Below are 14,779 nucleotides of genomic sequence, written 5' to 3'. Positions count from 1 at the left end.
CTTTTTAGAACATCGGAGAGCTTCGCCATGGAACTGCGCCCCTGGGCCTTACTGCTGGGCCTCACGCTGCTGCCAAGCCTGGCGCTGGCTGCTGGCAAATGTGAGCGCCTAGTGATCACCGGCAGCCCGGACGCACCGCCTTTGCTATGGCGTGCCCCCCAGGACCCGACGCACCTGATCGGCGCCACCGCCGATGTGCTGCAACAAGTGGGCAAGGACCTTGGGCTGAAAATCGACCTGCTTTATGGCGGCAAACGCTCCCTGGCCCTGGATGAAGTACGCAGCGGACGCATGGACATGCTGGCCGATGCACCGTTGAACGTGGGCGAGCTGGAAACCCTCGATTACATTCATCCGGCATTGGTGCAGATCGACTATCTGGTGTGGACCCGCAAGGATTCGCCCCTGATCTACACCACCGCAGCAGACCTGCACGGCCATAAGGGGGCGGTGTCAGAACGTGCCCGCCTGAGTGCAGGTTTTGAAACGTTTGCGGGCCAGCAGTTGAGCCTTCAGCGCTTTCCCAACCTGACGCCCGCCTTCCAGAAATTGCTGCTCGGGGAAGTGGACTACGTGCTTGCCGGACGCTATTCCGGGATGGCCATGGCTCAGAGCCTGGGCATGAGTAACGATCTGATTGCGCGCGAAGTCCCCGTCGACCAGCCGGGTTTGTACCTGGCGGTTTCCCATAACTCGGCCTGCAATGATCCTTGGCTGCGCGGACAGCTGGCCAAAAAGATGACAGAATTGCTCACGTCCGATGTCGCGCACACCGCGTTGCAGCACAATCTTGAGCGTTGGAAAGCGCAACTGCAGCAGCCCGTCGGCACCTCAGCAAAGTAAGGATTTACAGTGAATCTTCGACCTCTTTTCGCGGCCCTCGCCGTTGTCGCTTTGGCGGGATGTGCAGCTGATCCTGCGCCGAATGAACAAATCCGCCTCACCCAGCAAGCCCTGGAGCAAGCCAGCGCCGTGGGAGCCAGCACCGATCAATCGCCTGAGCTGAAGCTGGCTGAAGACAAGTTCGCCAAGGCCAAGGCCGACATGGCTGACCAATCCTACAAGGCGGCGCGCATGCAGGCAGAACAGGCCGAGCTGGACGCACGCCTCGCTGAAGCGCGGATTCTGACCCGCAAAACCCAGGAACAACTGAACGTGCTCAATACCCGCATCACTCGCCTGCGCAAGCAATTGCAGTTGGGAGAAGCCCAATGAGCCCGATCATTCGTAGCTTGAGCTGCGTGCTGCTGTTGGGCAGTGCCGCCCTGGGCGGTTGCGTCAGCCAGCCGAATAGCGAGCAAGCGTTGCAGCAGGCAGGCAATGACTTCCAGAAGGTCAAGGAAGACGCCAACGTGCTGCGTTTCGCGCCTAAAGACGTGATTCGCGCCGGTGAATCCCTGGCCCGTGCCGACCGTTTGTCCAGCTACTGGGGCAGTGGTGCCGACGTCGTGCATTACGCTTACCTGAGCCAACGCTACAGCGCGATTGCACGGGAACACACCGAGCAGGGCCTGAATGCCGAACGCGGTACCAAGCTCGAACTGGAGCGCCAGCGCCTGCAACTGGCGCTGCGTGAAAGCAAGCTGGCCAGTGTGCAGCAGCAGGGCAAATGGCTTGAGCAGCAAATTGCCAGCCTGACTACCACCCAGACAGATCGCGGCCTGGTGATGACCCTGGGCGACATGCTGTTCGACACCGGCGAAGCCGAGCTGGAGAACTCAGCCAACCGCACGGTGCTGAAAATCGTCCAGTTCCTGCAACTGAACCCCCGCCGCGTGGTGCGCATCGAGGGCTACACCGACAACACTGGTGGCGAGCAGGAAAACCTCAAGCTGTCCCGCGACCGTGCGCAATCGGTGGCCGATGTGCTGATGGACCTGGGCATTGATGAAAAACGCATCCAGGTCGAAGGCTATGGCGACCAGTATCCCGTGGACGTGAATGCCACCGAACGTGGCCGTGCGCAGAACCGTCGGGTAGAGATCGTCTTCTCTGATGAAAAAGGCCAACTGGGCGCTGCCCGCTAAAGCCTGGCACAACTCAAAAATGTGGGAGGGGGCTTGCCCCCGATGACGGAGTATCAGTCAACGAATATATTGACTGGAACTACCGCTATCGGGGGCAAGCCCCCTCCCACATTTGGTTCGGGTTACACCCTTACAGTTTTTTCTATCACTGCCGCCCGCGCTCGACTATTGTGGCAACTGTCCCCGTACACTTCTAAACTGTGCCGGTATGTTTCACACAAAAATAAAATACCCGTGAAATCGAGTGCTGCGTCATGACCAATCTGTTGCTTTACCAGCGTATTGCCCAGCAACTGGCTGAGGACATCCGGCGCGGTGTCTATCAACCGGGGGAGCGCGTGCCCTCGGTGCGCAAGATGAGCTCCCAGCTCAATGTCAGCCATGCCACGGTGTTGCAGGCCTACGCCAACCTGGAAGACCAGGGGCTGATCCGGGCGCGGCCACAGTCGGGCTATTACGTGCACCAGACACCCGCACTGACGGCGCCCACGCCAGACATCGCACGGGTCGAGCGACCAGGGTTGGTCACCCGCAGCAGCATCATCCAGCAAGTATTGGTGGAGTCGCGCCGCGAAGGGGTGTTTCCGTTGGGGGCGGCGGTGCCGAGTGTCGACTACCTGCCGGTGCGCGCACTGCACCAGCAGTTGGCCAAGGTCACGCGCTTCCAGAGCCCACGGGCGTTCAGCTATATGTTCAGTCCGGGTTTCGAACCGTTGCGCCGCCAGGTGGCAATTCGCATGCGCGATGCCGGCGTGGTGGTGGACCCCTCCGAAGTGGTGATCACCCACGGCTGTGTGGATGCGTTGCAGATGTCACTGCGGGTGCTTACGCGTCCCGGTGATTTGATCGCCGCCGAATCCCCCACCTATTACGGGTTGCTGCAACTGGCCGACCTGTTGGGCCTCAAGGTCATCGAGATCCCCAGCGACCCCGCCACCGGCATGAGCCTGGAGGCCCTGCAACTGGCGGCGAACCAATGGTCGATCAAGGCTTTGGTGTTGACCACCCGTTTGAGCAACCCTTTGGGCGCGACCATGCCTGAAGAGCGGCAGAAACAATTGCTGCGCCTGGCCTCGGATTTCGATATCCAGATCGTCGAAGACGATATCTACGGCGAACTGATGTTCGAAGTCGGCCGCACCAAGGCATTGAAAGCCTATGATCGCCTCGATCGAGTGATCTACTGCTCGAGTTTTTCCAAGACATTGTCGCCCGGTGTGCGTATCGGCTGGATGATTGCCGGCAAGTACCAGCAGGAAATCCAGCGTCTGCAGATGTTCAGCACCCACTCTGCCTGCAGCGTCACCCAGATGGGCGTTGCGGCATACCTGGAGAACGGTGGCTACGACCGGCACCTGCGCTATATCCGCCAGGAGTACCGTAAGAACCTCAGCGCGTTCCAACTGGCCGTGCAGCAGTATTTCCCCGAAGGCACGCAGATGACCCGTCCAACCGGTGGCTTTATCTTGTGGGTCAGTTTGCCCGGGCGGGTCAATACCCAGGAACTGCACGTACGTGCGCTGCAACAAGGCATCAGCATTGCGCCGGGGGTGATCTTCAGTAATACGGAACAGTTCAACCACTGTATTCGCCTCAACTGTGGCACGCCGTGGAACCGTGAGGCGGAACGCGCACTGATGACCCTAGGGATGCTCGCCAGCCAGTTGTGTCAGGAAACCGCAGCAGGCTTTTGAGGTGTGCAAAGGGGGCAGTTTGGCGGCTCGGCGGATCACCGCGCTTGTCATGCCGCGTACAACAAGCGAGCATATGGCTTTCTGCCGTTAATGCTGTTGGCGATATGACCTCTATTTTTCGTGTTGTTTGGGTGGTTGGCCTGTTAAGCCTGTGTAACGTCGGCGCTGTGCTGGCCGCGGCGCCCGTGACTGAAACCAGGCCTGTCGCCCAAACTCAGCAAAAGCCTCCAGTAAAGAAGCCTGCCCCCACCAAAAAGAAAGCCGCGCCAGTGAAAAAGCGTGCCCCGGTCGCCAGCAAATCCAAGTCGGCCCACGAAGTGGCCCAGACCAAGTTGCCCCCGGCGCATCTGGACCTGTCTCTGCCCTCGGATATGGTGAGGCACTTGCAGCCGATCGGCACCATGCCCAAGCCCAAGAGTGTGCCGCTGTTGCCGCCTATGTTTGGCGAAAAGCCAACCGATAACAGTGCGTTCCAGATCAACGGCCGCTTGCTCAGCAATGAGATGAAGCTGCAACTGCGCAATGAAGAACGGCGTGAAGTGGAAGGCGCGGCGCTGGATTTCGAATTCAAGCAGTAAACTTTCCCCCGAACGTGACGCAGGCCTTCGACCATCTGTCGCAGACTGGTCAGTCACTTTTGTTTTGTGCGAAAAACCCTTGTTAGACCATTTTAAAACGGCTGTTTTAGGGCGTACTCTAGCCCGGCCATCCACATTGAGCCGTCGAGGACCTGCTGGTCATGAAATGCCGTGAAGGCTGTGGCGCCTGCTGCATCGCCCCCTCCATCAGTTCACCGCTACCGGGAATGCCCAACGGCAAACCGGCGGGAGAACGCTGTGTGCACTTGTCGGTCGAACAGCTATGCCAGCTGTTTGGTCGCCCCGAGCGACCGGCGGTGTGCAGTGATTTCAAGGCGGATATCGAGGTCTGCGGCAATGACCAGGTCGACGCAATCCGGTTGATCGGCTGGTGGGAGCAGATGACGGCGGCTTGATGGGCTTTACTATCGGAACTTCAACAATAAGGAATACAACAATGGGTTCGCTGAAACGAATGGCTGTGGTGTGCGGTTTTACAGTGTTGTTTGCTGCCACTGCCCAGGCCGAAGATTGGCAGGTTGCTAAGGACGAGGACGGTATCAAGGTGTCCCTGAGCGAAATCGCCGGCTCCAAGTACAAGGCCTATCGCGGTGTGACAGTGATCAAGGCTCCGGTCGCGAAGATCCAGGCCCTGCAGGAAGACGTGGCCGGTGCCTGTTCCTGGATCCACGAATGCAAATCGCAAAAACTGCTCAAGCAGGAAGGCGACAAGAGCTGGACCTACACTCAGTTCAAGGCGCCTTTCCCGGTGACCGACCGCGATTCCATCCTCGAAATCACTACCTCCAAGGCCGCCGACGGCACCGTGACCCGCAAATTGTTGGAAGTGCCGACCTACCAGCCGGAAGTCAAAGGTTATGTGCGTGTGGCCCAAGTGGAGGGTTACTGGAAACTGGTGCCCAAAGGCGATAACCAAACCGAAGTGACCTACCAGGTGCACACCGAACCAGGTGGCAGTGTGCCGTCGTGGCTGGCCAACAAGTTCGTGGTGGACGCCCCGTTCAACACCTTGAAAGCCTTGAAGGAACGCGCTGAAAAATAAGCGCGGTTGATCAGGTGCCTCCGGCCTCGGGTGGAACGTTTAGCGAGCCCTCAAGGTCCAGATAGATGTAAGCCCACACATGGGTTTTATCGAGGAGGCACCGATGCAAAAGTGGCAGATTACCTTCGTTGATGACCACGGCGTGAAGTCCGTAGAGCAGTTCGACTGCGCGCAGAAGCCCAGCCTCGAAGATGCGGCGCACATGATCCGCAGCAAGTTGGTTCCGGTCGCCGCCGAACTCGACCTCAATGACCTTGAAGGCCGCAAACCCGAGCCTACGGTCAAGATCCTCAAAGACCAGAACAGCATTCAAATCCTCGACGTCTCACCTGCCGCCTGAACATTCCCTGTATGCCATCAAAGCGCCTCTGGTGGAGGTGATAGCTTCGCGCTACTCTGCAACCGAGATCAGCGAATGAATCGCTAAGGTCTGGTCTTGTCAGCTACATGCTTGTTTTCCAGCGGTGTTTTTGTTGCCGTGGTACCCATGCCAGTAGGGCATGGGCTTCGGGAAGCACGGAAAGTCTATCCATCGGTTTGAGGAGGACGTTTCATGAGCACAGCCTATCAAGAAGACATCAGCACCAACGTTCTGCGCCGCATGAAAGAAGGCGGCTTCGACTTCTCGCGTTTTCACCCCATTGAGTTCTACGCCATTTTCCCGGATGAGGAACGGGCGCGCAGGGCTGCGGGTCGATTTCGCGGGGAATCCCTGAATGCCCAGGTCAGCGCGCGCGACGATGGCGCGTGGTACTTGGAACTGAGCAAAATCATGTTCGCGACCTACGACGGCATAGGAGACTTCGAGCAAGACTTTGAAGCGGTGGTCGAGCCGCTGGGCGGGATCATCGAAGGGTGGGGCGTGAAGCAGGAGGTGCGTGGTTTACCCATGTAGCGGTATGAGAAACGCAGCGTATCGGCTGACCTTTTGGGTCGGCCGATTTTGTTTGTGCCGTCAGAAAGCTTTCGGAACTTGCGCTGTACTTTCCTGCACCAAAAAAAAGCCACCCAACGAGGGTGGCCTAAAGGGAAGAGCGGAGCGCTGAAGGCAGTTCAGCAGGTGGGGTGATTATCCTCAGCGGTTGCCAGGCGGTGAAATCAACTCTGACTATGCTGTTGATAGCCAAAACCCGCATTGGGATGAAGCGTGAAGCAAGGCGGCGGGCATTCTGCGCACCAGGACGGTGCGGTTTGATTTCGCTGTTTATTCAACTCACTGATTTATAAGTGTTAATGCCGCTGGCACGGGCCTTGCGATAGTTCCTGCGCCCGGGTGACAAGGAGTACGGCATGACCCGCACTTATTACGACGAGATGTACGATGGGGCAGGGCAAGTCCGCCCCCATTACCGCGAGTTCGCCCGCTGGTTGGCTGAAACCCCTGCCGAGCTGTTGGCGCAGCGTCGGCGTGAAGCGGATTTACTGTTTCACCGCGCCGGGATCACCTTCACCCTTTACGGGGACGAGCAAGGCACCGAACGCCTGATTCCCTTCGATACCATCCCGCGCAGCATACCGGCCAGCGAATGGCGGGTTGTCGAGCGTGGCTGCATTCAGCGGGTCAAGGCGCTGAACATGTTCCTCGCCGACCTGTACCACGAGCAACGCATCATCAAGGCCGGGGTCATTCCCGCCGAACAGGTGCTGGCCAACGAGCAATATCAACTGGCGATGCAGGGCTTGAACTTGCACCGCGATCTGTATTCCCATATTTCCGGCGTCGACCTCGTACGGGACGGCGACGGCACCTACTACGTGCTGGAAGATAACCTGCGTACACCGAGCGGTGTCAGCTACATGCTCGAAGACCGCAAGATGATGATGCGCCTGTTCCCCGAGCTGTTCGCCGCCCAGCGCATCGCCCCGATTGATCACTACCCCAACCTGCTGCTCGATACCCTGAAAAGCTCCAGCCCACTGGATAACCCGAGCGTCGTGGTGCTGACGCCGGGGCGCTTCAACAGTGCGTTTTTCGAGCATGCGTTCCTGGCCAGGGAAATGGGGGTGGAACTGGTGGAAGGGGCCGACCTGTTCGTGCGTGATGACCGCGTGTTCATGCGCACCACCGACGGCCCCAAGGCGGTGGACGTGATCTACCGTCGCCTCGACGATGCGTTCCTCGACCCGCTGGCCTTCAATCCGGCCTCCATGCTCGGCGTGCCTGGCCTGCTGGCCGCTTATCGTTCTGGCAACGTGGTGCTGGCCAATGCCATCGGCACCGGGGTGGCTGACGACAAGTCGGTGTACCCCTTCGTCACCGAGATGATCCGTTTTTACCTGGATGAAGAGCCCATCCTGAAGAATGTTCCGACGTTCCAGTGTCGTAAGCCCGATGAACTGTCCCACGTACTGGCCAACCTGCCGGACCTGGTGGTGAAGGAAACCCAAGGCTCAGGCGGCTACGGCATGCTCGTCGGCCCGGCGTCCACAGCGGCGGAAATCGAAGCTTTCCGTGCCCGTATCAAGGCCAAGCCCCATGCCTATATCGCCCAGCCGACCCTGTGTTTATCCACTTGCCCGACCTTCGTCGAAAACGGCATAGCACCACGCCATATCGACCTGCGCCCGTTCGTGTTGTCCGGCAAGGAAACCCGCGTGGTGCCTGGCGGCTTGACCCGCGTGGCGCTGCGTGAAGGCTCACTGGTGGTCAACTCGTCCCAGGGCGGCGGCACCAAAGACACTTGGGTGGTCGAGGATTGATGCCATGTTGAGTAGAACTGCCTCGGATCTATACTGGATGTCGCGCTATCTGGAGCGCGCGGAAAACCTCGCGCGCATGCTCGACGTCAGCTATTCACTGTCCTTGATGCCTCAAGACGGGCACGGTGACGGCCTGCACGAACTGGCCATGCCGTTGCTGATCACCGGCACCCTGGATGACTATCGTGAGCGTCACGGCGAGCTGCATGCCGAACGCCTGCTGCACTTCTTTGCGTTGGACGCAGCCAACCCGGCCAGCATCTACAGCTGCCTCGGCGCAGCGCGAGCCAGCGCCCATGCGGTGCGTGGGCGAATTACCGCCGACATGTGGGAAAACATCAACGCCACTTGGCTGGATATACGCGACATCGCCCAGCAAGGCTTGAGCCGCTACGGCATGAGCCGGTTTTGTGAGTGGGTCAAGGAACGTTCGCACCTGTTCCGGGGCGCCACTTACGGCACCATCATGCGTAACGATGCCTTCCGTTTCATCCGCCTGGGCACTTTCATTGAGCGTGCCGACAACACCCTGCGTCTGCTGGACGCCCGCTATGAAATGGCCGGCGACCAAGCCGCCGCCGTCATCGACGGTACGGCCCATGCCTACTATCAGTGGAGCGCATTGCTGCGTGCGTTATCGTCGTTCGAGGCCTACACCGAGATTTACCGCGACGCACCAGGGGCGCGGCAAGTGGCGGAGCTGCTGCTGTTGCGTGCCGACGTTCCACGCTCGTTGCGCGCCTGCAGCGAAGAAATCGACCAGATCCTTGCCAGCCTGCCTGGCCTCAATGGCCGTCCGGCCCAGCGCCTGGCCGCTGAAATGGATGCACGCCTGCGGTTTACCGCCATCGATGAAATCCTCGAGGAAGGCCTGCACGCCTGGCTGACCGACTTTATCCCCTTGGTTCGCCAGTTGGGCGACGCCATCTACAGTTCCTACCTGGAGGCGGCATGAGACTCTCCATCAGCCACGAAACCACCTACCACTATGAAGATCAGGTGCGCGCCAGCATCCAGTACCTGCGCCTCACGCCCCACGACAGCGAGCGCCAGCACGTCATCAGTTGGCAACTCGACTTGCCACGCCCAGTACGGGCCCAGGTCGACCCGTTCGGCAACATCCTGCACGTGCTGACCTTGGACGAGCCCCACGACGCCATCATCATTGGTGCCCGTGGCCAGGTGGATATCGACGAGTTGCGCGAGGCTGAGCACGAAAGCCAGTCGGCTTTTCCGTTCCTGCGCAGCACGCGCCTGACCGAAGCCGACGAGGCACTGCGCCGCTTTGCCGAGCAGCACTGCCGACAACGTCGCGACCGCAGCGCGTTGATCGACTTGATGCACGCGCTCAACCAGTCAATGGTCTACTCGCCCGGCGCCACCGAAGTCGACACCTGCGCTGCCGAGGCTTTCGCCGGGCGCGCGGGTGTGTGCCAGGACCACACCCACGCGTTTCTGGCCTGCGCGCGCAGCCTGGGGGTTCCGGCGCGGTATGTGTCGGGGTATTTGTACACCGAAGACAGCACCCATTTGGCCAGCCACGCCTGGGCCGAAGCCTGGCTGGATGACGCCTGGTACAGTTTTGACGTGACCAACCAACTGGCGCGGCCGGAGCGGCACCTGAAATTGGCCGTGGGCCTGGATTACCTGGATGCCTGCCCGGTACGTGGCATGCGCCGGGGCGGTGGGCATGAGCAGATGCATGCGAAGGTATTTGTGGCCCCGACCCCGGTGATTTCAGTGCAGCAGCAATAATCTCTAGAACGAAGCAGATCAAATGTGGGAGCTGGCTTGCCTGCGATAGCGGTGGATCAGCTATCCCCCTGACAACTGACAGGCCACAATCGCAGGCAAGCCAGCTCCCACATTGGGTTTGCGGTGATTCAGGGCCGCTGTTTACGCCCTGCCATATGCTGCAAATATCCCACCAGCAAATCCAGCTCACCGTCAGGCAATACACTGGCCGCGAACGCCGGCATCTTCGCCTGTGGCCAATGCCGCAGGCTCTGCGGGTCGCGGATATAACGCTTGAGGAAGTCCCCACTGAAATACTCGGTGGGGTTGTAGGGGATGTTCAAATCCGGCCCCACCAGCGCATCGCCCGCACCATTAAGTCGATGGCACGCCAGGCAGTTTTTCTGGAACAGCGCAAAGCCCTGGTTGATGGGGTCATTCGCCGCCAGCTTCGGGTCGGGTAGCAAGGCTGGGAAGCGTTCGGCCACGGTCTTCAATTGCTTGATCCCGGAGATCTGGAACGGCCACTGTTCTGGGCTGATGTGACCCGCTTGCGGGTCGGTCCACACCAAGTAAAACGGCCCGGCACTCGGTTTACCTTCCGCCAGCGGGGGCCATGGGTGGGCTGGGTCTTCCACCGCCAGCCAGGCACGCGCGCCATGTGTTTCCAGCAAAGGTGCGGCAGTCAGTTCGGCGGCGAAGCCATCGAGGGCAACGGCTTGCAGGTGGTTTTCCGGCTGCAGTCCCGGTAGGAGGGCCGCTAGCGGCACTGCGCGATAAGTCATGTTGCGTTTGTAGGACACATCATCGACGACCTGCACCGTTTGTACATCGGGCCGCTTGAGCAAGTCGGCGGTCTGCCAGGTCTTGCTGGTGTGCTCCAGTTCGATGGTCAGTTGCGCGGCAGAGATCGGCAGGCTCAGTAAGACGGCGAGGAGGGCGAGGATGGTTTTCAAGAGAAAGGCCCGGTGCGATGGGTAATGGTGTTTACGATACCGGAAATTCCCACGCAAAACGGCAGCGCCTGCACAGGACCGCTATGCGCAATGTCCCGGCAGGTGCTGCCAAAAACTGCAGTCCTGAGGCTGTGTGTGCACCGAATATGGGGATTGAGTCGTCACCCGATAACCTTGGTTAGATTGGGCAAGATCAGAATCAGTGTGGTGGCGAAAAGAATAAGTCCCGCCTGACGTACTTTCGAATGTTTGAACATGGCTGACTGCCTTTTGTTGTTATTCCTGAGCGTCAAATACGTGCCGGTAAATTCCACTATGCCGATATGACGTGTCGCTTTTCTTACAGCTGCTCCAGCAAAACCCGGCAACAGCTTCTTACAGATTCAACCTTAGAGCCCTCGTTCTGCGCGGCTTAGATCCATTTCATATCAGCTTATTGGTATTTGCGCTTAAAACGGCATGAGGCTATTCGCCATCTTGGCGCCAGCCCTAGGGCTAGACAGCTAAAACGATTAATCAGCGGTTTCCCGTAGCTAGCTACCGTTCGTCCGAGCGAGGGGGTCAAAAGCAATGAGCGCATCCGTCATTGAAACCGTGTCAATCGGGCCTAAGGTAGGGGCACACACGCACTGCGGTTCGAGGACGTCATGACCCAAGCTTTGATCTTTGATGCGATACGTACGCCCCGGGGCAAAGGCAAGGCCGATGGTGCCTTGCACAGTGTCAAACCGGTCAATCTGGTGGCCGGTTTGCTCACGGCGCTGGCCCGGCGCAGTGACCTCGATACGCACCAGGTCGATGACATCGTCCTCGGCTGCGTTACCCCGATAGGTGACCAGGGCGCTGACATCGCTAAGACGGCCGCGTTGGTGGCGGACTGGGACATCAGCGTCGCCGGCGTACAGATCAACCGCTTCTGCGCCTCGGGCCTGGAGGCGGTGAACCTTGGCGCGATGAAAGTGCGCTCTGGTTTCGAAGACCTTGTGGTGGTGGGGGGTGTTGAGTCCATGTCCCGCGTGCCCATGGGCAGCGACGGTGGGGCCTGGGTGCTCGACCCGCAAACCAATATGCACAGTCATTTCACGCCCCAAGGCATTGGCGCCGATTTGATCGCCACGTTGGAAGGCTTCAGTCGCCAGGATGTCGATACCTTCGCCCTACAGTCCCAGCAGAAAGCGGCCAGGGCACGTGCAGACGGCTCCTTCAATAAATCATTGATTCCGGTGCAGGACCAGAACGGCATTGTGCTGCTGGACCATGACGAGTTTATCCGCGGCGATTCCACCCTCGACGGCCTGGGCAAACTCAAGCCCAGTTTCGAGATGATGGGCTTGATGGGCTTCGACGCTACCGCACTGCGGGTCTACAGCCATGTGGAGCGCATCCACCATGTCCACACGCCGGGCAACAGCTCCGGCATCGTCGATGGCGCTGCATTGATGTTGATCGGTTCCGAGGCCAAGGGCCGCGAACTGGGACTGCAACCGCGAGCACGCATCGTCGCCACAGCGGTCACCAGCACTGACCCGACCATCATGCTCACCGGCCCGGCGCCGGCCACGCGTAAAGCCCTGGCCAAGGCCGGGTTGCGCGTAGAAGACATCGACCTGTTCGAAGTCAATGAAGCCTTCGCCTCGGTGGTGCTCAAGTTCATCAAGGACATGGGCATCGACGCCGCACGGGTCAACGTCAACGGTGGTTCCATAGCCATGGGCCACCCTTTGGGTGCCACCGGCTGCGCGATCCTCGGCACCCTGCTCGACGAGCTGGAAGTGCGTCGGCAGCGCTATGGCCTGGCCACCCTGTGTGTCGGCGGTGGCATGGGCATCGCCACCATTATCGAACGCCTCTGAGCCTAAGGAACCCGTCATGACCGACGCCATTCGTTACGAAAAAGGCCAGGACCAGATTGTGGTGCTGACCCTCGACATGCCAGGCCAGAGTGCCAACACCATGAACGCCGCCTATCGCGAGGCCATGGCGGCCACCGTCGCACGCCTGGAGGTGGAAAAGGACGACATCGCAGGTGTGGTAATCACCTCAGCAAAGAAAACATTCTTTGCCGGTGGCGACCTCAATGAGCTGATCAAAGTCGACAAGGCCCACGGCAAGGATTTCTACGACGGTGTGCTGGTGTTGAAAGCACAATTACGTCGCCTGGAAACCCTCGGCAAACCGGTCGTGGCCGCGATCAATGGCGCGGCGCTGGGCGGGGGCTGGGAGATTTGCCTGGCCTGTCATTACCGCGTCGCGATGGACGATAAGTCCACACAGCTCGGCTTGCCGGAAGTCACCCTCGGCTTGTTGCCGGGCGGCGGCGGGGTGGTGCGCATGGTGCGCATGTTGGGGCTGGAAAAGGCCCTGCCGTACTTGCTGGAAGGTAAAAAAGTACGACCGCAACAGGCGCTGCAAGCCGGCTTGATCAATGAGCTGGCCGTGAGCCGCGAGGAACTGCTGGCCAAATCCCGCGCCTGGATTCTCGCCAACCCTGAGGCCAGGCAACCGTGGGACAACAAGGCGTATCAAATCCCCGGCGGTACGCCGTCGAACCCCAAAGTGGCGCAGATGCTGGCGATTGCGCCGTCGATCCTGCGCAGCAAAACCAACGGCTGCTTCCCTGCACCGGAGAAAATCCTCTGCGCTGCGGTAGAGGGCGCTCAGGTCGATTTCGACACCGCGCACCTGATCGAAGCCCGCTACTTCACCGAGTTGGTGACCGGGCAGGTAGCGAAAAACATGATCGGCACCTTCTGGTTTCAGCTCAACGAAATCAACGCTGGCAGCTCGCGCCCCCAAGGCTTTGCGCCTTACGTGACGCGCAAAGTCGGCGTACTCGGTGCCGGGATGATGGGGGCGGGCATCGCTTACGTCAGTGCCAGTGCGGGCATCGAGGTGGTGCTCAAGGACATCAACCTCGCTTCCGCCGAGAAGGGCAAGGCACACTCGGCCGCGCTGTTGGACAAGAAGGTCAGCCGTGGGCAATTGACCGCCGAGCAGCGGGACGTGATCTTGGCGCGCATTCATCCTACGGCTTCTGACGCTGATCTGGCCGGTTGCGACCTGATCATCGAGGCCGTATTTGAAAACCGCGAACTCAAGGCCCAGGTTACGGCCTCCGCCCAAGGCGTGGTGGGCACCGAGGCAGTGATTGCCTCCAACACCTCAACCTTACCCATCAGCGGTTTGGCCAACGCCGTGCCTGATCCAGGCAAGTTCCTGGGCCTGCATTTCTTCAGCCCGGTGGACAAGATGCCCCTGGTGGAGATCATCAAAGGCGCGAAAACCAGCGACGAAACCTTGGCTCGAGGTTTTGATTTCGTACTGCAAATCAAGAAAACCCCGATTGTGGTCAACGACAGTCGCGGGTTCTTCACCTCGCGGGTGTTCGGCACTTTCACCAACGAAGGCATCGCCATGCTTGGCGAAGGCGTGGCCGCGCCGATGATCGAGACTGAAGCGCGCAAGGCCGGCATGCCGGTGGGGCCGTTGGCGGTGTCCGATGAAGTGTCACTCAGCTTGATGAGCCATATCCGACAGCAAACGGCCAAGGATTTGCAGGCGGAAGGTAAGGATGTGCCGATCCATCCGGCGACGCGGGTGATCGATCTGTTGGTGAATGAGTACAAGCGCGCAGGCAAGGCGGCGGGCGGTGGCTTCTATGACTACCCGGCGGGTGGGCAAAAACACCTGTGGCCCGAGTTGAAAACCCGGTTCGAACAGCCAGGCAAGCGGATTTCGCCTCAGGATGTGCGCGACCGCCTGTTGTTTATCCAGGCCATCGAAACCGTGCGCTGTGTGGAGGAAGGCGTGTTGATGTCCACGGCGGATGCCAATGTGGGGTCGATCTTCGGCATCGGCTTTGCCGCGTGGAGTGGCGGCGCGTTGCAGTTTATCAACCAGTACGGGTTGAACGACTTTATCGCCCGCGCCCGGTACCTGGCTGAGCAATATGGGGAACGGTTCTCTCCACCAGCGCTGTTGCTGGAAAAGGCAGCACAAGGTGAAGTGTTTCGGTGATCTGAATGTG

The 14,779-nt window shown here is 59.7% G+C and carries 15 protein-coding genes; 14 read left to right on the top strand and 1 reads right to left on the bottom strand.

What is annotated here, in order from left to right; translation table 11 throughout:
- Window positions 1–27 precede the first annotated feature (27 nt).
- The 12 genes from AC07V4_RS10040 (at window position 28) to AC07V4_RS09985 (ending at window position 9,817) form a co-directional block, all read left to right on the top strand.
- Complete coding sequence (locus tag AC07V4_RS10040; RefSeq protein ID WP_492635757.1) at window positions 28–843, top strand: substrate-binding periplasmic protein; 816 nt, start codon at window positions 28–30, stop codon at window positions 841–843.
- A gap of 9 nt (window positions 844–852) precedes the next feature.
- The gene (locus tag AC07V4_RS10035) at window positions 853–1,215 is read left to right on the top strand and encodes a DUF4398 domain-containing protein (protein ID WP_431750228.1); all 363 of its coding nucleotides are present in this window, start codon (window positions 853–855) and stop codon (window positions 1,213–1,215) included.
- Window positions 1,212–2,027 (top strand): OmpA family protein, encoded by an 816-nt coding sequence (locus AC07V4_RS10030; RefSeq protein ID WP_492635758.1) that lies wholly within the window; start codon window positions 1,212–1,214, stop codon window positions 2,025–2,027. The genes AC07V4_RS10035 and AC07V4_RS10030 overlap by 4 nt, the downstream gene beginning before the upstream one ends.
- A gap of 254 nt (window positions 2,028–2,281) precedes the next feature.
- Complete coding sequence (locus AC07V4_RS10025; RefSeq protein WP_060756270.1) at window positions 2,282–3,721, top strand: aminotransferase-like domain-containing protein; 1,440 nt, start codon at window positions 2,282–2,284, stop codon at window positions 3,719–3,721.
- Between the two features lie 104 nt (window positions 3,722–3,825).
- Window positions 3,826–4,299 carry a translation initiation factor 2 gene (locus AC07V4_RS10020; RefSeq protein WP_492635759.1) on the top strand — a complete coding sequence of 158 codons (474 nt, stop codon included), beginning with the start codon at window positions 3,826–3,828 and terminating at the stop codon, window positions 4,297–4,299.
- A 161-nt stretch (window positions 4,300–4,460) separates the two neighbouring features.
- Window positions 4,461–4,715, top strand: coding sequence for a YkgJ family cysteine cluster protein (locus tag AC07V4_RS10015; protein ID WP_492635760.1), 255 nt, complete (start codon window positions 4,461–4,463; stop codon window positions 4,713–4,715).
- 41 nt (window positions 4,716–4,756) lie between these two features.
- A complete protein-coding gene (locus AC07V4_RS10010) occupies window positions 4,757–5,362 on the top strand; it encodes an START domain-containing protein (protein ID WP_492635761.1) in 606 nt (201 codons plus the stop codon).
- Between the two features lie 103 nt (window positions 5,363–5,465).
- Entirely contained in the window at window positions 5,466–5,702 is a 237-nt protein-coding gene (locus AC07V4_RS10005) for a hypothetical protein (RefSeq protein WP_492635762.1), read from the top strand.
- A gap of 213 nt (window positions 5,703–5,915) precedes the next feature.
- Window positions 5,916–6,257 carry a ribonuclease E inhibitor RraB gene (locus tag AC07V4_RS10000; RefSeq protein WP_003193463.1) on the top strand — a complete coding sequence of 114 codons (342 nt, stop codon included), beginning with the start codon at window positions 5,916–5,918 and terminating at the stop codon, window positions 6,255–6,257.
- Between the two features lie 395 nt (window positions 6,258–6,652).
- Window positions 6,653–8,062 carry a circularly permuted type 2 ATP-grasp protein gene (locus tag AC07V4_RS09995; RefSeq protein WP_492635763.1) on the top strand — a complete coding sequence of 470 codons (1,410 nt, stop codon included), beginning with the start codon at window positions 6,653–6,655 and terminating at the stop codon, window positions 8,060–8,062.
- 4 nt (window positions 8,063–8,066) lie between these two features.
- Window positions 8,067–9,017, top strand: coding sequence for an alpha-E domain-containing protein (locus AC07V4_RS09990; RefSeq protein WP_492635764.1), 951 nt, complete (start codon window positions 8,067–8,069; stop codon window positions 9,015–9,017).
- Window positions 9,014–9,817, top strand: coding sequence for a transglutaminase family protein (locus AC07V4_RS09985; RefSeq protein WP_492635765.1), 804 nt, complete (start codon window positions 9,014–9,016; stop codon window positions 9,815–9,817). Before AC07V4_RS09990 ends, AC07V4_RS09985 begins: the two co-directional genes overlap by 4 nt.
- A 128-nt stretch (window positions 9,818–9,945) precedes the next feature.
- On the opposite strand, the gene AC07V4_RS09980 is transcribed toward AC07V4_RS09985, so the two are convergent.
- On the bottom strand, window positions 9,946–10,752 hold the full coding sequence (locus tag AC07V4_RS09980) for a c-type cytochrome (RefSeq protein ID WP_492635766.1): 807 nt from the start codon (window positions 10,750–10,752) through the stop codon (window positions 9,946–9,948).
- A 647-nt stretch (window positions 10,753–11,399) separates the two neighbouring features.
- Between AC07V4_RS09980 and AC07V4_RS09975 the strand changes: the two genes are divergently transcribed.
- Together AC07V4_RS09975 and AC07V4_RS09970 are read left to right on the top strand one after the other, a co-directional pair.
- The gene (locus AC07V4_RS09975) at window positions 11,400–12,605 is read left to right on the top strand and encodes an acetyl-CoA C-acetyltransferase (RefSeq protein ID WP_492635767.1); all 1,206 of its coding nucleotides are present in this window, start codon (window positions 11,400–11,402) and stop codon (window positions 12,603–12,605) included.
- Window positions 12,606–12,621: 16 nt separating this feature from the next.
- Window positions 12,622–14,769, top strand: coding sequence for a 3-hydroxyacyl-CoA dehydrogenase NAD-binding domain-containing protein (locus AC07V4_RS09970; RefSeq protein WP_492635768.1), 2,148 nt, complete (start codon window positions 12,622–12,624; stop codon window positions 14,767–14,769).
- Window positions 14,770–14,779 lie beyond the last annotated feature (10 nt).

Source organism: Pseudomonas sp. GW821-FHT03A09 (assembly GCF_059421065.1).
The sequence above is the reverse complement of the archived record's forward strand: the minus strand, read 5'-3'. Positions and strand labels throughout refer to the sequence as shown.